The sequence below is a fragment of the Micromonospora sp. DT228 genome, assembly GCF_049841595.1.
GTDB lineage: Bacteria > Actinomycetota > Actinomycetes > Mycobacteriales > Micromonosporaceae > Micromonospora.
Genome location: NZ_JBNCKO010000016.1, coordinates 151,987 through 172,566 on the forward strand (window position 1 = coordinate 151,987; position 20,580 = coordinate 172,566).

19 protein-coding genes are annotated in these 20,580 nt (G+C 71.5%); 13 read left to right on the plus strand and 6 right to left on the minus strand.

From position 1 onward, the window contains the following. Nucleotides 1-214 precede the first annotated feature (214 nt). The 4 genes from rpsB (at nt 215) to frr (ending at nt 3,674) form a co-directional block, all read left to right on the plus strand. On the plus strand, nt 215-1,141 hold the full coding sequence (rpsB, locus tag ACLQ29_RS27310; protein WP_425774298.1) for a 30S ribosomal protein S2: 927 nt from the start codon (nt 215-217) through the stop codon (nt 1,139-1,141). Nucleotides 1,142-1,276: 135 nt separating this feature from the next. Beyond that, nucleotides 1,277-2,104, plus strand: a complete 828-nt coding sequence (tsf, locus tag ACLQ29_RS27315; protein ID WP_425774299.1) for a translation elongation factor Ts — start codon at nt 1,277-1,279, stop codon at nt 2,102-2,104. A gap of 161 nt (nt 2,105-2,265) precedes the next feature. Further along, nucleotides 2,266-3,033, plus strand: coding sequence for a UMP kinase (gene pyrH / locus ACLQ29_RS27320; protein ID WP_088946657.1), 768 nt, complete (start codon nt 2,266-2,268; stop codon nt 3,031-3,033). A gap of 83 nt (nt 3,034-3,116) precedes the next feature. Then, complete coding sequence (gene frr, locus ACLQ29_RS27325) at nt 3,117-3,674, plus strand: ribosome recycling factor (protein WP_425774300.1); 558 nt, start codon at nt 3,117-3,119, stop codon at nt 3,672-3,674. Between the two features lie 52 nt (nt 3,675-3,726). Here frr and ACLQ29_RS27330 read toward each other — a convergent pair whose 3' ends face one another. After that, nucleotides 3,727-4,170 (minus strand): hypothetical protein, encoded by a 444-nt coding sequence (locus tag ACLQ29_RS27330; protein ID WP_425774301.1) that lies wholly within the window; start codon nt 4,168-4,170, stop codon nt 3,727-3,729. A gap of 369 nt (nt 4,171-4,539) precedes the next feature. Here ACLQ29_RS27330 and ACLQ29_RS27335 point away from each other — a divergent pair, with 369 nt between their 5' ends. The 3 genes from ACLQ29_RS27335 to ACLQ29_RS27345 all read left to right on the plus strand — a co-directional run bounded on the left by ACLQ29_RS27335 (nt 4,540) and on the right by ACLQ29_RS27345 (nt 8,532). Further along, nucleotides 4,540-5,955 carry a phosphatidate cytidylyltransferase gene (locus tag ACLQ29_RS27335; RefSeq protein ID WP_425774302.1) on the plus strand — a complete coding sequence of 472 codons (1,416 nt, stop codon included), beginning with the start codon at nt 4,540-4,542 and terminating at the stop codon, nt 5,953-5,955. A gap of 104 nt (nt 5,956-6,059) precedes the next feature. After that, complete coding sequence (gene rlmN / locus ACLQ29_RS27340) at nt 6,060-7,217, plus strand: 23S rRNA (adenine(2503)-C(2))-methyltransferase RlmN (RefSeq protein WP_425774303.1); 1,158 nt, start codon at nt 6,060-6,062, stop codon at nt 7,215-7,217. Nucleotides 7,218-7,248: 31 nt separating this feature from the next. Next, complete coding sequence (locus tag ACLQ29_RS27345) at nt 7,249-8,532, plus strand: DivIVA domain-containing protein (RefSeq protein ID WP_425774304.1); 1,284 nt, start codon at nt 7,249-7,251, stop codon at nt 8,530-8,532. 76 nt (nt 8,533-8,608) lie between these two features. Here the strand turns inward: ACLQ29_RS27345 and ACLQ29_RS27350 are convergent, their stop codons facing one another. Beyond that, nucleotides 8,609-8,830, minus strand: coding sequence for a DUF2631 domain-containing protein (locus ACLQ29_RS27350; protein ID WP_272616168.1), 222 nt, complete (start codon nt 8,828-8,830; stop codon nt 8,609-8,611). A gap of 290 nt (nt 8,831-9,120) precedes the next feature. Between ACLQ29_RS27350 and ACLQ29_RS27355 the strand changes: the two genes are divergently transcribed. Continuing rightward, nucleotides 9,121-10,701: a Rieske 2Fe-2S domain-containing protein gene (locus tag ACLQ29_RS27355; RefSeq protein WP_425774305.1), complete on the plus strand. Its 1,581-nt coding sequence runs from the start codon at nt 9,121-9,123 to the stop codon at nt 10,699-10,701. A 159-nt stretch (nt 10,702-10,860) separates the two neighbouring features. Here the strand turns inward: ACLQ29_RS27355 and ACLQ29_RS27360 are convergent, their stop codons facing one another. Genes ACLQ29_RS27360 through ACLQ29_RS27370 form a run of 3 tightly spaced genes read right to left on the minus strand, consistent with a single transcriptional unit; the run spans nt 10,861 to nt 15,027 of the window. Then, a complete protein-coding gene (locus ACLQ29_RS27360; RefSeq protein WP_425774306.1) occupies nt 10,861-12,456 on the minus strand; it encodes a phytoene desaturase family protein in 1,596 nt (531 codons plus the stop codon). An 11-nt stretch (nt 12,457-12,467) separates the two neighbouring features. After that, a complete protein-coding gene (locus ACLQ29_RS27365; RefSeq protein ID WP_425774307.1) occupies nt 12,468-14,336 on the minus strand; it encodes a HAMP domain-containing sensor histidine kinase in 1,869 nt (622 codons plus the stop codon). Continuing rightward, nucleotides 14,326-15,027, minus strand: coding sequence for a response regulator transcription factor (locus ACLQ29_RS27370; RefSeq protein WP_425774308.1), 702 nt, complete (start codon nt 15,025-15,027; stop codon nt 14,326-14,328). The genes ACLQ29_RS27365 and ACLQ29_RS27370 overlap by 11 nt, the downstream gene beginning before the upstream one ends. Nucleotides 15,028-15,140: 113 nt before the next feature. Between ACLQ29_RS27370 and ACLQ29_RS27375 the strand changes: the two genes are divergently transcribed. From ACLQ29_RS27375 to ACLQ29_RS27390, 4 genes are read left to right on the plus strand one after another with little or no spacing between them, the layout of a single operon-like run. Next, complete coding sequence (locus ACLQ29_RS27375; RefSeq protein WP_425774309.1) at nt 15,141-15,752, plus strand: hypothetical protein; 612 nt, start codon at nt 15,141-15,143, stop codon at nt 15,750-15,752. Then, entirely contained in the window at nt 15,739-16,866 is a 1,128-nt protein-coding gene (locus ACLQ29_RS27380) for an efflux RND transporter periplasmic adaptor subunit (protein ID WP_425774310.1), read from the plus strand. The genes ACLQ29_RS27375 and ACLQ29_RS27380 overlap by 14 nt, the downstream gene beginning before the upstream one ends. Further along, the gene (locus ACLQ29_RS27385) at nt 16,863-17,555 is read left to right on the plus strand and encodes an ABC transporter ATP-binding protein (RefSeq protein ID WP_425774311.1); all 693 of its coding nucleotides are present in this window, start codon (nt 16,863-16,865) and stop codon (nt 17,553-17,555) included. Before ACLQ29_RS27380 ends, ACLQ29_RS27385 begins: the two co-directional genes overlap by 4 nt. Then, nucleotides 17,552-18,763 carry an ABC transporter permease gene (locus ACLQ29_RS27390; protein WP_425774312.1) on the plus strand — a complete coding sequence of 404 codons (1,212 nt, stop codon included), beginning with the start codon at nt 17,552-17,554 and terminating at the stop codon, nt 18,761-18,763. Before ACLQ29_RS27385 ends, ACLQ29_RS27390 begins: the two co-directional genes overlap by 4 nt. Here the strand turns inward: ACLQ29_RS27390 and ACLQ29_RS27395 are convergent. Beyond that, entirely contained in the window at nt 18,760-19,590 is an 831-nt protein-coding gene (locus ACLQ29_RS27395; protein WP_425774313.1) for a YhjD/YihY/BrkB family envelope integrity protein, read from the minus strand. The genes ACLQ29_RS27390 and ACLQ29_RS27395 overlap by 4 nt on opposite strands. Before the next feature lie 50 nt (nt 19,591-19,640). Between ACLQ29_RS27395 and ACLQ29_RS27400 the strand changes: the two genes are divergently transcribed. Further along, a complete protein-coding gene (locus ACLQ29_RS27400) occupies nt 19,641-20,192 on the plus strand; it encodes a GNAT family N-acetyltransferase (protein ID WP_425774314.1) in 552 nt (183 codons plus the stop codon). Nucleotides 20,193-20,580 lie beyond the last annotated feature (388 nt).

Consider the following 20,580-nt stretch of genomic DNA (forward strand, 5'->3'; position numbering starts at 1 on the left):
CCCGGGGCGGCTGGACGGGTGAGGGGCGTACACTGGCCAACTGGCGACCGCCTCGTGCGGTCGACCTCGCGCGCCCTCTTCACGAATCGTCGTGGAGCGACGGCCTCCCTGGTCCCGATCTTGATCGGGTCCACCATGGGTCGGCGACCAGGCGCCAGGACGCCCGGCCACCGGCCGGGCGTGACAACCAGGGATCTTGAGGAGTACCCCAACCATGGCCGTCGTGACCATGCGCCAGCTGCTGGAGAGCGGTGTCCACTTCGGGCACCAGACCCGGCGCTGGAACCCGAAGATGAAGCGCTTCATCATGACCGAGCGCAACGGCATCTACATCATCGACCTGCGCCAGACCCTCGAGTACATCGAGAAGGCGTACGAGTTCGTGCGTGGGACCGTCGCCGAGGGCGGCAGCATCCTGTTCGTCGGCACCAAGAAGCAGGCCCAGGAAGCGATCGCCGAGCAGGCGACCCGGGTCGGCCAGCCGTACGTCAACCACCGCTGGCTCGGTGGCATGCTGACCAACTTCCAGACGGTGTACAAGCGGCTCCAGCGGATGAAGGAGCTGGAGGGCCTGGGTGACCTCAGCGGCACCGCCGCCGGTTACACCAAGAAGGAGACCCTGCAGCTCTCCCGCGAGAAGATCAAGCTGACCCGCACCCTCGGTGGTCTGCGGGACATGCAGAAGCTTCCCGCCGCGGTCTGGATCGTCGACACCAAGAAGGAGCACATCGCCGTCGACGAGGCCCGCAAGCTGGGCATCCCGGTGATCGCGGTGCTGGACACCAACTGTGACCCGGACGAGGTCGACTTCCCGATCCCGGGCAACGACGACGCGATCCGCTCGGCCGAGCTGCTGACCAAGGTCGTCGCCGCCGCCGTCGCGGATGGTCTGATCGCGCGTTCCGGCCGTCGCCGGGGCAACGACGAGAAGCCCGAGGGTGTCGCGAGCGACGAGCCGCTGACCGAGTGGGAGCGCGAGCTGCTCGAGCCGAAGAAGGCCGACGAGTCGGCCGCCCCGGCCGAGCAGCCGGCCGCCGCCGCGACCGAGCAGCCCGCCGCTGCCGCCGCCGAGCAGCCCGCCAGCTCGGAGCAGCCGGCGCAGGCCGCCACCGAGCAGCCGGCGGCCGCCACCGCGGAGTGATCGCACCGTCGCTGTCCCACCGTCCGTTTTCACAGACGGTGGGACAGCGGCGGTACGCCGGGCACGATCCGCCCGGATCCGGGTAACCGGCACCTCTGACCATCCACACGCCGTCTCAACACCGAAGAGAGAGCCATGTCCCAAATCACCGCCGCGGACGTCAAGAAGCTCCGCGACCTCACCGGCGCCGGCATGATGGACAGCAAGAAGGCGCTGACCGAGGCCGAGGGCGACTTCGACAAGGCCGTCGAGATCCTGCGCGTCAAGGGCGCCAAGGACGTCGGCAAGCGGGCCGGCCGTACGGCCGCCAACGGCCTGGTCGCCCACTCCGGCAAGGCGCTGCTCGAGGTCAACTGCGAGACCGACTTCGTCGCCAAGACCGAGTCGTTCATCGCGCTGGCCCAGCAGCTGGTCGAGCACGGCGAGCGCGCCGGCGTGAACAGCGCCGAGGAGCTGCTCGCCACCGAGCTCGACGGCAAGGTCGTCGCGGACCTGATCCAGGAGCAGTCCGCCAAGATCGGCGAGAAGCTGGTCCTCAACCGGTTCGCCCGGGTCGAGGGCACCACCGCCGTCTACCTGCACCGCAAGGCCCAGGACCTGCCGCCGGCCGTTGGTGTGCTGGTGTCGTACACCGGCAAGAGCGACGAGGCCGGCGACGCCGACGCCCGTGGGGTGGCCATGCAGATCGCCGCGATGCGGCCGAAGTACCTCACCCGGGACGAGGTTCCGGCCGAGGTCGTCGAGTCCGAGCGGCGCATCGCCGAGCAGACCGCCCGCGAGGAGAACAAGCCCGAGGCGGCCCTGCCGAAGATCATCGAGGGTCGGGTGAACTCCTTCTTCAAGGACTACGTCCTGATCGAGCAGGCGTCCGTCGCCGACAACAAGAAGTCGGTGAAGCAGCTGCTGGCCGAGGCCGGCATCGAGGTCACCCGCTTCGTGCGGTTCGAGGTCGGCCAGGCCTGAGCCGCCACCGGGCGCCGCGTGCGCCCGTGGGCAGAAGACGTCAACGAGGAGGCCGCCGGTGTACGTGACAGGCACCGCGGCCTCCTCGTCACATAGGGTCGGCAGCGGCAGGTTCGCGGTACGCGCCGCACGGGGCGTGCGCGTGGGGAAGGGCGGGGCGGATGACGCAGGTTGTGAGTGACCGGACGCTGGCGGTGGACGATCCGACGGCACCGCCGCCGGGGCGGGCCCGCCGGGTGGTGCTGAAGCTCTCCGGTGAGGTGTTCGGCGGCGGCGCGATCGGCGTCGACCCGGACGTCGTCCAGGCGATCGCCCGGCAGATCGCCACGGTGGTTCGCCGCGGCGTGCAGGTCTCCGTGGTGGTCGGCGGCGGCAACTTCTTCCGCGGCGCGGAGCTGCAGAAGCGCGGGATGGACCGGGCCCGCGCCGACTACATGGGCATGCTCGGCACCGTGATGAACTGCCTCGCCCTACAGGACTTCCTGGAGAAGGAAGGCATCGAGACCCGGGTCCAGAGCGCCATCACCATGGCCCAGGTCGCCGAGCCGTACATTCCGCTGCGGGCGATCCGGCACCTGGAGAAGGGCCGTGTGGTCATCTTCGGCGCGGGCGCGGGCATGCCGTACTTCTCCACCGACACGGTGGCCGCCCAGCGGGCTCTGGAGATCCGGGCCGACGTGGTGCTGATGAGCAAGAACGGCGTGGACGGCGTCTACACCGCCGATCCCCGGATCGATCCCACCGCCAGCAAGCTCGACTCGATCACCTTCTCCGAGGCTCTGCGCCGCAATCTGCGGGTGGCCGACGCGGCGGCGTTCAGCCTCTGCATGGAGAACGGCCTGCCGATGCTGGTCTTCGGCGCGCAGGGTGACGACACCATCATCCGCGCGGTGGGTGGCGACAAGATCGGCACCCTGATCACCGCCTGAGCCTCGCTGACAGCGACGGCAGCGGCGGGTCTGACGACTTTCAGCAGAGCCCACCACGAGCACAGAAGGAGGCGAGGAGACCGGTGATCGACGACACCCTCCTCGAGGCCGAGGAAAAGATGGAGCGTGCGGTTGAGCACGCCAAGGAGGAGTTCGGCGCCATCCGTACCGGTCGCGCCAACGCCGCCATGTTCTCCAAGGTCATCATCGACTACTACGGCACGCCCACGCCGCTGACCCAGATGGCGTCGATCGCGGTCCCCGAGCCGCGGATGGCCATCATCAAGCCGTACGACAACTCGCAGATCAATGCGATGGAGAAGGCGATCCGCGACTCGGACCTCGGGGTGAACCCGAACAACGAGGGCAACCAGTTGCGCATCCTGCTCCCGCAGATGACCGAGGAGCGCCGCCGCGACATGATCAAGGTGGCCCGGAACAAGGGCGAGGAGGCCAAGGTGGCCATCCGCAACGTCCGCCGCCGTGGCAAGGAGGAGCTGGACCGGATCGTCAAGGACGGCGAGGCCGGCGAGGACGACGGTCGCCGCGCCGAGAAGGAACTCGACGACCTGACCCAGCGCTACGTGGCCACCGTCGACGACCTGGTCAAGCACAAGGAAACCGAGCTGCTCGAGGTCTGAACCATGTTTCGAGGCCCGTTCCCGACACCGGGAACGGGCCTCGTGTCGTATCTCAGGAGGGGATCCGCACGGTCCGGGTGCTCGCGGCGAACTCCTCGCCGGTGTTCGCGTCGCGCAGCGAGAAGCGGGCGGTGGCCCGACCCGGGTGCACCGCCGGGGTGATCCGTGCGAAGGCCATCGTCAGTTCGACGGTGCCACCGTCGCAGAGGATCTCGCCGGCGCCGTGGCCCGCGGTCGCCCAGAGGGTCGGCAGGCCGTCCTGCACCAGCGAGGCCGACATGAGGACGATGCCGGCCGGGCAGTGCCGGGCCGTGGCGGTGACGCGGGTCGCGGGGTACGTCACCCCGGGCTCACCGACGGGCGGCTCGAACGGGAACAGTTCACTGGCCTGGCGATCGATGGTGATCCGGGTCGGTGCGGCGGCCGCAGCGGCTGGCGCCCCTGCTCCGAGGACGATGGCCGCAGCCGCCAGCACCGCCAGACTGATCTTGTACATGCGTGTGTCCTTCCCCCGTCGACACGCCGGCTGAGGCCGGCGCGCCACCAGCGGACCACGTCCGGCGTCCCCGGCTCAGTACCGGATCGTGCAGCAGACGAGTCGGATCGATGGCTGCGGATCCGCGTACCGGATGGGTCGGAATCGCCGCACGACGGCCCGCCGGCCAGGGGCGACGCCCGTCGCGTGCCTCGTCCGCCGTGCCGGTCCGGCCGGTGCAGTAGGCTCGGCAGGATTCCCGGCCACCGGGCGGTGAACACCGGGAATCGACCGACCGTCGGGGCGGTCAATCGGAGGAACATCGCGCGTGTAGGGGATGCTTGTGGTCTTGCGTCATGTGGTGGTTCTCGCGTCCCGTCGCGGTGCGTGATGTCCCACCCCGACCCCTACGGCAGCGAGCCTCGCGGCTGGGACCGCCCGGAGCACCCGGTGGCACTGCCCTGGCCCGAGCAGGACCTGGACGCCGGCCAGTGGCACCGCCGTCCCACCGCCGGCCCCGAGCTGTACGCCGACCCGCAGCCCCGGCCGCACGCCGACCCGCAACCGTCGGACCGGTACGACGAGCGTGGCCGCGCCCCCCGCCCGGACGACCGCTTCGACGACCGCGACCGCTACGAGGACGACCGGAACCAACCCGACCGGTACGACGATCGGGGCCGCACCGGCCGGTACGGTGATCGTCCGCCCGCGGCCCCGGAGGGCGTCCCGCCCCGCCCCGGTGGCCCGCAGCGGCACGACGAGCCCGGCCGTTACGACGGCCCGCAGCCGTTCGACGGCCCGCAGCCGTTCGACGGTCCGGTCCGCTACGACGACGACGCCGGTTACCCGACCGCGCAGCTCGCGCCCATCGGGGCCGAGGTGGCGCCGGACCTGCCGCCGGTGACCGAGCCGGAGCCGCCGGGCGGCCGACGGCCGAAGGGCCGACGCCGGGCCAGCGTCGACCGACCGGCCACCCAGCAGGTGGGCAACGGGCGGGCCGGTCGCAACCTGCCGGCGGCGATCGGCGTGGGGCTCGGCCTCGGCGCGCTGATCGTGGTGCCGCTGATCTTCTACCCGTTGGCGTTCCTGCCGGTGATCGCCGCCGCCGTCGCCGTCGGCAGCTGGGAGATGGCGCGGGCGGTCCGCCGCAGCGGCGCGCACCCGCCGCTGGTGCCGTTGCTCGCCGGTGGGGTGCTGACCGTGGGTCTGGCCTGGTTCGCCGGCCCGGACGCGCTCAGTCTGGGATTGCTGGTCACGGTGCTCGGCACCATGATCTGGCGGCTGGGTGACGGTCCGGCCGGCTTTCAGCGGGATGTCACCGCGGCCACGCTGATCGCCGTCTACGTGCCGTTCCTCGCCGGTTTCGCGGCGCTGCTCGCGGCGGCGCCCGACGACGGCTGGATGCGGATCCTGGCCACCCTGATCGCGGTGGTCCTCTCCGACACCGGCGGGTACGCGGCCGGCGTCTCGTTCGGTCGGCACCCGATGGCGCCGTCGATCAGCCCGAAGAAGTCCTGGGAGGGCTTCGCCGGTTCGGTCACCGCCGCGGCCGTGGGCAGCGCGTTGCTGCTGTGGCTGATGTTCGAGCTGGCGCCGTGGTGGGGTGCCCTGTTCGGGGTGGCCATCTCGTGCGCCGCGGTCCTCGGCGACCTGGCCGAGTCGATGATCAAGCGGGATCTCGGTGTCAAGGACATGAGCAACCTGCTGCCCGGCCACGGTGGCCTGATGGACCGACTGGACTCGATCCTGTTCGCGGTGCCGACCGCCTACCTGCTGCTGGCGGTCTTCGTGCCGGTGGTGAACTGAGGTATGAATCACGGCGTCCTGGTCATCCGGCTCCGGCTGCCACGGCCCGCCCGACACCTCCGCACCGGCGGCTGCCGCCGAGGGCGTGACACACTGGACCAGCCATGACGAGCCTGCCGTTGATCCCCGCCCTCTCGGACGCCCCCGCCGCGCGCCGGGCCTCCATGCCGCCCCGACACCTCGCCGATCTGGACCTGGCCGGCCGCCAGGCGCTGGTGACCGAGTTGGGTGAGCCGGCATTCCGCGCCAAGCAGATGTCGAACCACTATTTCGGGCGGCTGGTCCGCGACCCGCAGGCCATGACCGACCTGCCCGCGGCGACCCGGCAACGGTTGTCCGAGCAACTGCTGCCCACGCTGCTCAATCCGGTGCGCGAGTTGGCCTGCGACGACGGCGCGACCCGCAAGGCGCTCTGGAAGCTGCACGACGGCGCGCTCGTGGAGAGCGTGCTGATGGGCTATCCCGACCGGGTGACGGTCTGCATCTCCAGCCAGGCGGGCTGTGGCATGGCCTGTCCGTTCTGCGCGACCGGCCAGGCCGGGCTGACTCGCAATCTGTCCACCGCCGAGATCGTCGACCAGGCGGTCTATCTGGCCGGTGTGGCGGCCTCCGGCGCGGTGTCCGGCTCCCCGCCGCGGCTGTCCCACGTCGTGTTCATGGGCATGGGTGAGCCGCTGGCCAACTACAACCGGGTCATCGCGGCCATCCGTCGCCTGGTCAGCCCAGCTCCGGAGGGGCTCGGCCTGTCCCAGCGGCACATCACCGTTTCCACGGTGGGCCTGGTTCCGGCCATCCACCGACTGGCCAGCGAAGACCTCTCAGTGACCCTTGCGCTGTCGTTGCACGCCCCCGATGATGATCTGCGCGACGAACTCGTGCCGGTAAACCAGCGCTGGAAGGTAGCTGAGGTGCTGGACGCAGCGTGGGACTACGCCGCCCGGACGGGCCGTCGCGTGTCGATCGAGTACGCGATGATCAAGGACGTGAACGACCAGCCGTGGCGAGCCGACCTGCTCGGGCGGCTGCTGGCCGGCAAATTGGCCCACGTGAACCTCATCCCACTCAATCCGACGCCGGGCAGCCGCTGGGACGCGAGCCCGAAGCCGGTTGAGCGGGAGTTCGTCCGTCGGTTGCGCGACGCCGGGGTGTCCACCACCGTACGGGACACCCGAGGTCGCGAGATCGACGGCGCGTGTGGTCAGCTCGCCGCCGCCGAGGACAACGACACAAACACCGACCGCGCCGGAGAGGCACCGGCGTGACCGGGCGTGGCGAACGAGACCAGGAGACATAGTGGCGAGTCAGGGTCAGCGTTTCCGGCGCAAGGCGCTCCGCCGGGGATACAAGGTCGACGAGGTGGATGCCTTCCTCGACCGGGTCGAGGCGACGCTCGACGGCCGCCAGGTCGGCGCGCCGGTGGCCTCCCAGGAGGTCCACGACGTCGTCTTCCGGGTCCGCTTCAACGGCTACGACGAGTGGCAGGTCGACCTGCACCTGGACCGGGTCGAGCGGCAGTTGGCCGAGCTTGAGGAGCGCACCAGCGCCGGTCGCGGTGGCGACCCCCGGATGGGTGACCGGATGGGCCCACCGGACCGCATGGGGCCACCGATGCGCGATGACCGGGGCATGGTCCCGCAGCCGATGCCGCCCCGGCCGATGCCCGCGCAGGCCGGCCCGCCCGCCGATCGCTACGGCCGCTACGACGAGCCGACCGGTGCCTTCACCGGTGGGTACGACGCCCCCCGGGGCGGCTACGACGCGCCGCGAGGCCCGGCCGGCCCCGGCCCGATGGGCCCCGGCGGCCCGATGGGCCCCGGCCCGATGGCGGGCCACGGCGCTCCGCCGCGCGGCCTGCCCGCCGGCCCCAGCGGTTACGGCCTCGACGACCAGCGCGCTCCCGGTGGGTACGGCCCGGACGACCAGCGCGCTCCCGGTGGGTACGGCCCGGACGACCAGCGCGCCCCCGGCGGTTACGGCCTGGACGATCACCGCGCGCCCGGTGGCTACGGCCCGGACGACAAGCGCTCTCCCGGCGGGTACGGTCCGGACGACAAGCGTTCGCCCGGCGGCTACCCCCCGGAGGAGCCGCGCTTCGACGGCTTCGAGGCCGGCCGCCACGGCCGCAGCGACATGACCGCGGAGATCCGGATGCCGGAGCGGGACCTGCGCGACATGCGCCGTGGCCCCGCCGGCCCGCCCGCGCTGCCGCAGCAGGGCATCGGTGGGCCGCCGATGGCCGGTCCGCCCGCCGTCGCCGGTCCGCCCATGGGTGGCCCCCCGGTGGGCGGTCCGCCGATGGGTGGCCCTCCGATGGCTGGCCCGCCCGGCAGCGATCTCTACCGGGTCGACCAGATCCGCCGGAGCTTCCAGGTGCGCCGCTTCGGCAGCGGGTACGACCCCGACCAGGTGGACCGGTTCTTCGACACCCTGCTCGGCGGCATGCAGCGCCGCAACCCGATGCCTGTCGACCCGAAGGACCTGGACACGCTCCGGTTCGGCCTGGTGCCCGGTGGCTACTTCGAGGCTGAGGTCGACGCCGCGCTCAAGGACGTGCAGGACATCCTCTTCGGGCGCTGACCCCGACGCGTACGGACGAGGGCCCGTCCCCGGGTGGGGGCGGGCCCTCGGCGTTGTCGTCCGGGTGTGGGTCGGGTCAGGAGCGCAGACCGTTGCGCCGCAGCACGACGTCGCCGATCACGATGATCAGCAGCAGTGCGGCCAGGCCGATCAGCCAGATGTCCTCGACCTTGCCCTCGTGGTTGCCGCAGATCATCGCCAGCAGCGCCAGTGCGGAGAGCACGGCGCCGATCTGCCCGGCCTTGCGGTGCCCGGGCTTGTGCTGGTCTGGCGACGTTACCGGCTCGCTTCCTGCCACCGTTGGTCCTTCCCTCGCGATCGGATCTTTGGTTAGTCTGGCACGCCTCGTGCCGGCCCCGGCGCAGGGTCCGACCAGAAGAACCCCCCGCTCCTGCACGGGTGGTGCGCGGCCCCCGCCGGCAGGGCGGGGTAGGACGTCGTCGGCCGTGCCCGGACGGGCGGTGCGCCTGCTGTCTCCGCCTCTTCCTGGCTGGTCGAACGGCACTACCGGCGTCGCGGGGTGGCGGTCAGACCCACTCCGGTAGCGTTTGGCGTACACCTGATTGTCTGTTTGAGGGGGACTGTGCGGTGCGAGTGACCGGAACCGGGCACGCCAGCATGCGGATCGACACGGCCGCGGGCAGCATCCTGTGCGACCCGTGGGTCAATCCGGCCTACTTCGCGTCGTGGTTCCCCTTCCCGGACAATTCCCTGCTCGACTGGGGCGCCCTGGGCCAGGTCGACTACCTGTACGTCTCCCACCTGCACCGGGACCACTTCGACGCGAAGCACCTGCGAGATTTCGTCTCCAAGGACGCCACCGTCCTGCTCCCGGAGTTCCCCACCTCCGAGATGGAGGACGAGTTCCGGGCGCTGGGCTTCACGAAGTTCCTGAAGACCCCCAACGAGCAGGTGGTGGAGCTGCCCGGCGGTCTGAAGATCATGATTCAGGCGTTGACCAGCCCGACCGACGGGCCGATCGGTGACTCGTCGCTCTGGGTCGAGTACGACGGGGTGCGGCTGCTCAACCAGAACGACGCCCGCCCGACGGACCTGAGCGTCTTCGCCGAGTTGGGGCACGTGCACGCGCACCTGCTCCAGTTCTCCGGTGCGATCTGGTACCCGATGGTCTACGAGTTGCCGCAGGCGGCGAAGACCGCGTTCGGCAAGCAGAAGCGCGACCGGCAGTTCGACCGGACCTGGCGCTACATCGACGATCTGAAGGCCGACCACGTCTTCCCGATCGCCGGCCCGCCGTGCTTCCTCGACGACGCGCTGTGGCAGTTCAACGACATCCACGGCGACGAGGGCAACATCTTCCCCGACCAGTCCGTCTTCCTGTCCGAGTACGCGAAGGTCGGCGGCACCAACGGCATCGTGCTGCTGCCGGGCAGCGTCGCCGAGGTCACGACCGAGGGCGCGAGCACCACGCACCCGGTGCCGGTCGAGGAGTTCTTCGCGAACAAGGTTGCCCACCTGGAGGAGATGCGGGAGCGCAAGCGCCCGATCATCGAGGCGGAGAAGGCGTCCTGGCGGCACCCCGAGGTGGACGTCCTGGGTGAGATGAAGCGTCGGATCGAGCCGCTGCTCGACGAGTCGATCTACCTGGCCAAGGGCGTGGGCGGTCCGGTTCGCTTCGACCTGGTCGGCTACGACGGCGAGAGCGTCGAGTCGATCGTGGTGGACTTCCCGGGCAAGGAGGTCCGGCCGTACGCCGAGGAGAAGGTCCGCTACCGGTTCCGTACCGAGCGGTCGCTGATCGAGCATCTGCTCTTCATCGACGAGGTGGACTGGGTCAACTCGCTCTTCCTGTCCTGCCGGTTCTCGGCGGCCCGGATCGGCCAGTACAACGAGTTCGTCTACGCGTTCTTCAAGTGCCTCTCCGAGGAGCGACTCCAGTACGCCGAGGGCTGGTACGACGAGCACGAGCGCAGCACCGACGCCGAGGACATCACGCTCGGCGACTGGGTGGTGCAGCGGCGCTGCCCGCACCTGAAGGCGGACCTGACCCGCTTCGGCATCGTCGACGGTGACCAGCTGACGTGCCAGCTGCACGGCTGGAAGTTCGACCTGCCCTCCGGCCGCTGCCTGACAAGCGTCGGCCACAAGGTGCGCGCCCACCGCGTAGACGCGGAAACCCCAGCCCCCGCCGGCGAAGCGGCAATCTAACCCACCCACCCACCTGCCCACCCACCCTGCCCCACCCTGCCCTGCCCCGTTGATCATGAGGTTATAGCCGACCGCAGCGGCGTGTCGTGACAATAACCTCATGATCAACCGCCTCGGGCGGGGCGGGGGCGGGGCGGGGTGGGGGGCGGGGTGGGGGCGTTAGGGCGTTAGGTCGGAGAGGATTCGGCGGGCGGCGTTGTGGCCGGCTGCGCCGATGACGCTGCCGGCCGGGTGGCAGCCGGCGCTGCCCGCGTACACGCCGTCGATGCCTGTGGCGTAGGGCATCCGGTCGGTGAACGAGACGGTGTTGTCGACGTGGTGGATGTGGCCGCCGGTGATGCCGAAGTGCGCCTCGATGCCGGGCGGGGGGAGCGGCACCGCGTCGGCGATCAGGTCACCGGTGCCGGGGGCGTACCGTTCGACGATGCCGATGAGCCGGTCGACGTAGCCGGGCAGCGCCGCGTCCCAGGTGGTGTCGGCCAGCTCGTAGGGGACCGACTGGACGAAGAGCGCCGACGAGTGGTGCCCGGCGGGGTCGGAGAGCGACGGGTCGACTGTGGTGTGCAGGTACCACTCGATGGTCGGCTCCGCCGGCAGCCGCCCGGCCCGCACGTCCGCCCACATGTCGCGCAGCGCGGTCATCGGCGAGGTGGCGTCCCCGCCGACCAGCGAGGCCGAGCCGGGCAGCAGGTGGATGGTCGAGCCGAACGGGCTCGGCGCGCCGGCCGGCAGGCAGGAGAACCGCGGCAGCCCGGTGAGCGCCAGGTTGAGTTTCAGAGTGGTGCCGGGGCGGCGGACCGCCGCCATCCGCTGGCCGAGCGGCGCCGGGAGCGCGCCGTCGGGCAACAGGTCGATCAGCCGGTACGGGTCACACGCGCCGAGCACCACACGCGTGGCGACCTGCCGACCGTCGGCCAGCACCACTCCGCTGGCCGCGCCGCCGTCCAGGGTCACCGCGCTCACCGGCGTACCGGTCAGGATCGTTGCTCCGGCGGCGCGCGCGGCCTCGGCGAACGTCCGGGAGACGGTGCCCATCCCACCTTCGGCGATCATCCAGGTGCCGCCGGAGCCGGGCAGCCGGCACATGTTGTGCACGAGGAAGTTGTGGCCGGTGCCGCTGTCGTCCGGGCCGGCGTTGAGCCCGGACAGGCCGTCGGTGACCGCGTACATGCTGACCAGCAGCTCGGAGCGGAACTCGAACCGGGCCAGGTAGTCGGCGACCGAGCCCCGCACGAGGTCGACGAAGACCTGCCGCAGAGCCGGCCGGATGTGCCGCTCGGCCGTCTCCTCGACGCTGAGCGGTTCGGCCAGCCAGGCGGGGGCGAGGTCGTCGCGCAGCGCGGCCAACTCGGCCTGCATGGCGTCGTCGGCGGCCACGTCGGCGGGGGAGAAGAACTCGGCGAGCTGCGCCCGGGTGGCGGCGGTGTCACTTCCGAAGAGCAGGTACGGCGAGCCGAGGCCGCCCGGGGTGGGCAGGAAGTAGTGCGGGTCGCGGCGCAGCACCGGGATCCGGACGTCGAGCGTGGCGAGCAGCTCCGGGGGCATCAGCCCGAGCAGGTACGAGCCGGTGGAGTGCCGCAGCGCGGGCACCTTCGGGAACGGGTTCTCGGTGCGGGTCGCGCCGCCGATCACGTCGGCGGCCTCCACCACGAGCACGTCCAGGCCGGCGCGGGCCAGCAGCACGGCGGAGACCAGACCGTTGTGCCCGGCGCCGATGATCACCACGTCGGCGCGGGCCGGAATCGCACTGCTCATGCCGCCGCAGCCTAGTCCGGGCCACCGGTCCAGGTCACCCCAGGAGTGGGGAGGCGGAGGGTGAAGGTGGAGCCTCGGGTAGGGGCGCTGGCGGCAGTGATCGTGCCGCCGTGGGCCTCGACGAGTTTGCGCACGATGGCGAGGCCCAGGCCGCTGCCGCCGGTCTGCCGGCTCCGGGACTTCTCCGCCCGCCAGAAGCGGTCGAACACCCGGGGCAGGTCCTCGGCGCTGATTCCACTGCCGGTGTCGGTGACGGTGATGACGACCTCGGCGGCCGTCGCGTCGGCGCTCATCGTCACGCGTCCGCCCGGCGGGGTGTGTCGTACCGCGTTGCCGACCAGGTTGCCGACGGCCTGGCGCAGCCGCACCGGGTCGGCGTCCACCTGCGGGTCGGCGTCGGTCCGCAGCAGCAGGGTGACGCCGGCCCGGTCCGCCTGAACCCGGTACGCGTCGGCCACCTGGGCCAGCAGGTCGGCGAGGTAGACCTGCTCGCGGTGCAGCCGCAGCGCGCCGGCGTCGGCCTGGGCCAGGTCCTGAAGGTCGGTGATCACATGTTGGAGGAGGGTGGCCTCCTCCAGCAGTGAGGAGAGCAGTCGGCGGTCGGGGGCCGCGACGCCGTCCTCGACCGCTTCCAGCCAGCCGCGGATGTTGCTCACCGGGGTCCGCATCTCGTGGGCGATGTCGCTCACCATCGCCCGGCGTAGCTGCTCCAGCCGCTCGCGCCGTTCGGCCATGTCGTTGAAGACGTCGGCCAGCCGGGCGATCTCGTCGCGGCCGGTGACCCGGACCCGGGCGGAACCGTCGCCGTCGCGCATCCGCTGGGCCGCCCCGGTCAGGGCGTGCAGCGGCCGGGTCAACCGGATGCCGGCGAGGACTGTGCAGCCGACCGCCACCAGCAGGACCAGACCGGCGACCGCGACGATGCGGGCCTGGTTGGCCCGGGACAGGTCGAAGGTGGTCGACGGGGCGCCACCCGGGTTGGTGACGAAGAGGGTCGCCGCCGGGGCCACGTAGGGGAGCAACTGTTCCCGGCGACTGGTGCCGACACAGGCGCTGACCGCGAGGTTGTGCTCCTGGTCGACCTCGGCCGCGCCCCGGGAGTCGCCGGCGGCGCTGGCCGCCGGCTGCCTCGTCCAGGTCCAGTTCAGGTCCACCTGTACGGCGGGCAGGCGCCGCCGCGCCAGGCAGGTGTTGACAAGTGCGTTGAGCTGGGCGAGCGCCTTGCCCTCGGTGGCCGTACGGGTCGCGAGATCACCTCTCAACTGGCCGCAGGCCGCACTGTCGGCGAGGTCGGTGCCGGGGGTGTCGATGCGGGGGCGGCCGGTGGGCCCGTCCACGACGGTGGCGTCGATCTGCGCCCGCAGGCGCAGGCACTGGACCGCCTCGGCCGCCCTGGCGCGCAGCGCGGCGCGCTCCTCGGGCCGGAGCAGGTACGGCCCGGTGGTGCGCGGGTCGATCCGGCTGGTGCCGCCGTCCGCTCCGATCGCGGGGGTGGTGCCGGGCATCAGGGTGGTGTCGACGGCGAGCGCGTCGACGGTCGCGGAGGACGTCGTCGGGAGCGGGCCCGCCCCGGGCGCCGAGTCGGCGATCGGCGCGCCGGCCTCGGTGGTCAGGGCGATTCGCCGGTCGACGGACTGCGCGAGCGGTCGAAGGGTCTCCTCGACCCCGTCCCAGCTGGGGTGGGTCGCCGCGTACGCGAGCAGCGTGTCGTAGACGCGGGCGTCGTCGGCGAGGGCTTGGCCCTGCTCCTGGCGGATCGCCCCGGTGGTGGTGCGGACGGCCAGCCAGGCGGTGGCCGCGATCGACCCGACCGCGATGAGGACGGCCAGGGCCAGCAGTCGGAGCAGCAGGCTGCGGCGTAACGGCACCTCACGCGCCACGGTGTGGCTCCTCGACCAGCTTGTAGCCGATGCCGTACACGGTCACCAGGCGGGTCGGCTTGCGCGGATTGGGCTCGATCTTCCGGCGGAGGTTCATCACGTGCATGTCGACGGTCCGGTTGGTGATGTACCTGTCGAACCCGTGCAGGTAGCCCAGCAGCTGATCCCTGGTGAACGCCCGGGCGGGCTGGGCGGCCATCGCCTGGAGCAGTTGGAACTCGCCCGGGGTGCAGTCGACGACGTGTCCGTCGCTGCGTACCTCGTGGCGGACCGGGTCGACGTGCAGGGCGCCGACCCGCAGCACCGGGTCGGTCTGCCGCATCGTCCGCTGGGTCCGGCGCAGCAGGCTGCGGGCCCGCGCGACCAGCTCACGCGGGCTGTACGGCTTCGTCAGGTAGTCGTCGGCGCCCAGATCGAGGCCGAGCAGCAGGTCGTCCTCGGTCGATCGGGCGGTCACCATGAGCACCGGCAGGTCCGACTCCCGGCGCAGGATGCGACAGACGTCCAGCCCGTCGACCTTCGGCATCATCACGTCCAGGACCAGCAGTGCCGGCGGCCGCTGCCGGATCTCCTCCAGCGCGGCCCGCCCGTCGCCCACCACGAGCACCTCGTGCCCCTCGCGTTCCAGGTAGCGGCGAGCCAGCTCCGCCTGCTTCTGGTCGTCCTCGGCTACCAGCACGTACGCGCACACGGCAGCGACTGTACGTGACAGTGGCGGCCTCCTTCGGTGCCGCTGAGCTGGGACTACCGGATCACGACCGGATCTTGACAGGTCTCTGACAGGTACGCGTGAGGCTGCCTGTCATGACGAAGGCAACCAATCGAGTCGCGGCCGGGCTCGCCGCGGTGACCCTGCTCGCCGCCCTGGCCGGCTGCGGCGGGGCGTCCGACGCCGACCAGGGCACCGCCAGCGGTACGGGCGACGTGGCCTCCCTCACCACCCCGTCCGCCCCGACGGGCGGGACCCCCACCGGGGGTGCCGCCAACGGTCGGCCGCAGCTCCGCCTGGACACGACCGAGGAGGAGGAGGAGCAGTTCTGGATGACCTACAACATCTGTCTGCGAGACCACGGGGTGCAGGAGAACAAGGGGCGGTCGGCAGGTGCGGCGGGCGACGGCCCGGGGCTCTCCCTCGACCAGAGCGGGGAGCCGAAGGCGGCGTACGTGGCCTGCGCCAACAAGCTGCCACTTCAGCCGCCGGAGCTGGATCGGGACAAGAACCCGAACTACGTGAGCCAGTGGAACGACTACGTGCAGTGCCTGCGCGGGCGCGGGATGAAGATCCACTCGCTGCCGGACGGTTCCGGGTGGACCTACGACGACGGAGTCGCCAACCCGTCGAACGGTCTTGACGGTCCCGCGCTGACAAAGGTCGACAAGGAATGCACGATGGAGGTCTTCGGTGCCCACAGGTAGCCCGACCGACGAGCGCGGTCCGCGGACGACCAGGCGTACCGCGCTCGTCGTGGCGACGGTGACCCTCGTGGTCGCCGTCGGCGTCGGGGTGTTGGCCCTGCGCCGTGAACCTCGCGATGACGCCGCGACCGCCGCACCGACGCTGACGACGACGGCTGTGACCCGTGCCGACCTCTCGGACAGCCGCTCGCTCGGCGGGGCGCTCGGCTTCGGTCCCGAGCGGCTGGTGAAGGGGGCCGGGGAGGGCGTCGTCACCCGGCTGCCGAAGGTGGGCGACACGGTGGCGCGGGGCAGACCGCTCTACTGGGTCAACGACCGACCGGTGCCGGTGCTGTTCGGCGGGACTCCGCTGTTCCGCACGCTGGACAAGCCCGGCCTGGTGGGCAGCGACGTACGGATCGTCGGGGACAACCTGAAGGCGCTGGGCTTCCACACCGGCGCGCAGCCGTCGCGGGGTAAGGACGGCACGAAGATCGGCGCTGGTCAGGCCCTGCTCACGGAGAGCCTGGTCGCCTCGATCAAGAAGTGGCAGCAGTCGCTCGGTCTGGAACCGACAGGCACCATCGGGGTCGGGCAGGTGGCCGTGTTGACCGGGCCGGTCCGGGTCAGCGCGGTGCAGGCGCTGCCCGGTGACCCGGTCGCCGGCGCGCTGTTGTCGGTCACCGAGAAGGTCAAGCTGGTCACCGTGCCGGTCGGGGCCACCGAGGTGGGCGCCATCGCGGTGGGCGCGACGGTGGCTGTCGCCCTGCCCGACGGTTCCGAGATCCCGGCCAAGGTCGCCTCCGTCTCGCACACGGTGCGCGGCGGTGGGTCGGACGGTGGGACGGGACAGGACAGCCCGCCGACGGTGGACGTCCTCGTCGCGCCGGTCCGGGCGGCGGACGTGGCCAAGCTGGACGCTGCGGCGGTCCAGGTCCGGTTCACCACCACCGTCCACAAGAACGTGCTCGCGGTGCCGGTCGGCGCGCTTGTGGCGCTCCGCGAGGGGGGCCACGCGCTCCAACTGCCCGACGGTCGGCTGGTGGCCGTGGAGACCGGGATGTTCGCCCGGGGCCTGGTCGAGATCACCGGCGCGGGTGTGACCGAGGGCCTCGACGTGGTGACCGCGTCATGATCGCGGAGCCGGTGCTGAGCGTCGAGCGGGTGAGCCGGACGTACCCGGGCGGGGTGACAGCCCTGGACGAGGTCTCCCTGACCGTCCACGCCGGGGAGATGCTCGCCATCGTCGGGCCGTCCGGGTCCGGCAAGTCCACCCTGCTGAACATCATGGGCACCCTCGACCTGCCGAGCAGCGGTCGCGTCCGGATCGCCGGGCACGAGGTCACCGCGCTGTCCGACCGCCGGCTCTCCGCGCTGCGGGGTCGGTGGCTCGGCTTCGTCTTCCAGCAGTTCCACCTCACCGACGGGTTGGACGCCGCCGAGAACGTCGCCACCGGCCTGCTCTACGCCGGGGTGCCTCGCCGTCGCCGCCGTCGTACCGCCGTCGAGGCGTTGGGCCGGGTGGGCCTGGCGCACCGGGTCGGCCATCTGCCCAACCAGCTCTCCGGCGGCGAGCGGCAGCGGGTGGCGATAGCCCGCGCACTCGTCAACGAGCCGGCGCTGGTGCTGGCCGACGAGCCGACCGGCGCCCTCGACACGGTCAACGGGGAGGCGGTCCTGTCCCTACTCACGGACCTGAACGCGGAGGGAACCACAATCGCCGTGATCACCCACGATCGCGATCTCGCCGCCCGTACGCCTCGACAGGTGGAGATCCGCGACGGCCGGATCGTCGCCGACACCGGTGCCGGGAGCCGGGAGTGAGCGCCGACCCGGGCGGTGGCCGGCCGACCCGGCTCGCCCCTGTCGACGTACTCCGGCTTGGTCTGCTCGGGATCACCACCCGCCGGATGCGGGCGGTCCTCTCCGCCCTGGGCATCTCCATCGGCATCGCCACGCTCGTCGTCGTGGTGGGTATCCCTGCGTCCAGCCACCGTGACCTGATGAACCAGCTCTCCGCCCTCGGCACCAACCTGCTGCGCGCGGAGCCGGTGCCGGACCAGAACCCGCAGGTGCTGCTGCCCGGGGACGCCGACGCCATGGCGAAGCGGATCGGCCCGGTCCTGACCGCGAGCGCTGTCGCGAACACCCACACGGTGGTGCGCCGCAACGACCTGGTGGACAGGTACGACACCTCCGGGCTCAGCGTGCTCGCGTCCCGGCCCGGCCTGTTGGAGACGGTGAACGGCCGGGTCCGCAGCGGCCGGCCCCTCGACGCGGGAACGGCCGGGCTGCCGACGGCCGTCCTCGGGTACGTCGCGGCGAGCCGGCTCGGGTTCGACAGCGTGGACCCCCGGCAACCACCCCAGGTGTTCATCGGCGAGCGCTGGTTCACCGTGATCGGCATCCTGGACCCGTTGCCGCTCTCCCCGGATCTCGACCGCTCGGTGCTTGTCGGGTGGGACGCCGCCACGGCCATGCTCGGCTTCGACGGTCACCCCACTGTCGTCTACCTGCGGGCCCGGGAGGACGCGTTGGAGGACGTCCGCGCGGTACTGCCGGCCACCCTCAACCCGCAGCTTCCCGGGCTGGTGCAGGTCAGCCGCCCCTCCGACGCGCTCGCCGCGAAACGGGCCACGGAGAACAGCTTCTCCGCGCTGTTCCTCGGGTTGGCGGCGGTCGCCCTGCTGGTCGGCGGGATCGGCGTGGCCAACACGATGGTCATCTCGGTGCTGGAGCGCCGTCGGGAGATCGGCCTGCGCCGGGCGCTCGGCGCGAACCGAGGCCAGATCCGGGTGCAGTTCCTCACCGAGTCGGCGCTGCTCAGCGCGCTCGGCGGCACGGCCGGGGCGGCCCTCGGGCTGCTCGCGACAATCGGCTACGCCAGCTATCAGGGCTGGCCGCCCACGATCCCGGCGACCGCGGTGCTGGGCGGAATCGCCGGTGCGCTCCTGGTCGGCGTGGTCGCCGGCGTCTACCCGTCCATCCAAGCCGCCCGCCAAACCCCCACCAAAGCCCTCAACACCCCCTAACCCCCCGCCCTCCCCCGCCAGCGGGAGAGGGCCAGGGTGGCGGAGTAGCCGGCCAGGACGATCACGTGGAACAGGTAGAGCCAGAGGAGTACGGCCACGCCGGCGCCGATCTCGTCGAAGCCGCCGAACGGCACGCCCAGGTCCAGCGGGAGCGAGGCGAAGAGCACGAAGCCGTGCAGGAAACCGGAGAGGTTCGCCGCGGTGAACGACCCGACCGCGAGTGTGGAGAGCCAGTCCGGCGATGCCGGGCCGACCACCCGGAACACCCACACCAGCACCGGCGTGAGCACCAGCCAGACGGCCAGGAACGACAGCACCACGCCGAGTACGCCGAGCCAGCCGCCCTGGCGGACGAGACGGGTGGTCAGCGGCAGCGCGAGCAGGATCGACAGCAGCAGGGCGGGGGCCGGCGCGAGCAGGGGCAGCAGCAGCAGCCGGCCCCGCCAGCCGATCAGGTGTTCGTCGGAGCGGGGTGCGGCAACCGAGACGAACGCTCGGCGCAGACCCTCGCCGTACAGCGACGCGGGCAGGAGGGAGGCCAGTGCCAGCAGTGGGGTCAGCTCCACCCCGGCGTCGACGAGCGCGTCCACCGCCCGCGGCGCGCCGATCGCGGTGGGCAGGGCTTCCACGGCGTACGAGGTGAGCCGGCGTACCCGATCGGCCCCGGCCACGAGCGCGGTGAGCCAGATCGCCAGCAGGGCGACCGGCACCACCGCGATCGCGCCGTAGAAGGTGATCGCGGCGGCGTGCAGCGACAGGTCCCGTCCACGCATCGGACGGAACGCGGCGCTGGTGATCCGCTTCGCCCGCTGCCAACCGCTGCCCATCGTGATCCTTTTCCCTCTCGTCGGGTCCGCCACTCCTAAGATCGCCTGTCATGACTGTTCTCACCACCGACCGTCTCATCCTGCGCGACTGGACCGACGATCCGGCCGACCTGGCCCGGATCTACGACATCTACTCCCGTCCCGAGATCACCAAATGGCTGGCCGTGTCGCCGGGCCTGCCGATGACCGACCCGGCCCAGGCCGTCGAGCGGTTGCGGTTCTGGCGCGACCGGCACGCCGACGACGGCGGCCGGTACGGCACCTGGGCGATCGAGGTACGCGAGACTGGGCTGGTGGCGGGCACGGTGTTGCTCAAGCCGCTGCCGGGTACGCCCGAGACGGAGCTCACCGAGGACATCGAGATGGGCTGGCACCTGCACCCGGACTCGTGGGGTCACGGCTACGCCACCGAGGCGGCCCGGGCGCTCCTGGCGCGGGAGTTCGCCACCGGCACCGCGGAGATCTACGCGCTCGTGTCGCCGGGCAACGACCCGTCGATGGCTGTCGCGCGGAGGCTGGGCATGACACACGTGGGCGAGCGCTCCGACTGGTACGGCGGGGAGCTGCTGGAAACCTTCGTCCGGAGGTCTACAGACACCTGATCGTTCCCGTACGACCTGACGCAAGATCCGCGCAACCTAGGGGAAGGTGTGGCCTCCACTCGTCGGGAGGCGGCACCTTCCCCTAGGTGTGCGCAGGTCAGCGCGGGCAGCGGCCCGCAGGGCAGGCAAGCCCATCAATAGTCACGGTGGTCGAAGTGTTGACGCTCCAGTAGCACGTCAGTAACCTTTGGCCAAAGTAACGCAAGATTTCGACAAACGCGTGCACGGTTCTGTGCATGCTCTCGGAAGATTCAACGGGCCTCCATGGGGGGCCCGGTTTTGCAGGTCGAGCGGCACCCCCGTGCCGCCCGTGCCACCCCGTCTCTCTCGACACCGGCCTCGCATCGGCCGGCGCTGCACCGCCGCACCCCCACCCCGTGGTCCCGCC